The sequence below is a fragment of the Rhizobium redzepovicii genome, assembly GCF_019793435.1.
Lineage (GTDB): Bacteria > Pseudomonadota > Alphaproteobacteria > Rhizobiales > Rhizobiaceae > Rhizobium > Rhizobium redzepovicii.
Genome location: NZ_JAILYH010000108.1, coordinates 1 through 322 on the forward strand (window position 1 = coordinate 1; position 322 = coordinate 322).

Sequence of the window (322 nt, forward strand, 5' to 3'; positions counted from 1 at the left end):
GGATGCTGGCCAAACGTCACGTTTTGAAGGAAGACTGGCGACGTGCACATTCGATGTCGCCCCCGGCACTGGGGATCGTCTCATCTGGGTTGGCGCGCTGCACGTGGCCGCGTAAAAACGGATTCTCTCTCAACGGTTTGGTGCTTTTCAAGAACGACTGGCATCTATTGCTCGATCCATCTCCACCCTATTGCAGGAAAAGGTAAATGTCGCTCTGCATGCCTGATGGCCCCAGAGTGGCCGTGTAGGGCACACCATGGATACTGAAGTTGGTGGGTTTGTCCGCGCTCGGCAGCAAGTCAAACAAGTACATTGCAGGCAG

1 protein-coding gene is annotated in these 322 nt (G+C 55.3%); it reads left to right on the forward strand.

Annotated features, from left to right (window positions below):
* On the forward strand, positions 1-206 hold a 206-nt coding region (locus K6N12_RS33805; protein ID WP_222135289.1), incomplete at its 5' end, for a hypothetical protein.
* Positions 207-322 lie beyond the last annotated feature (116 nt).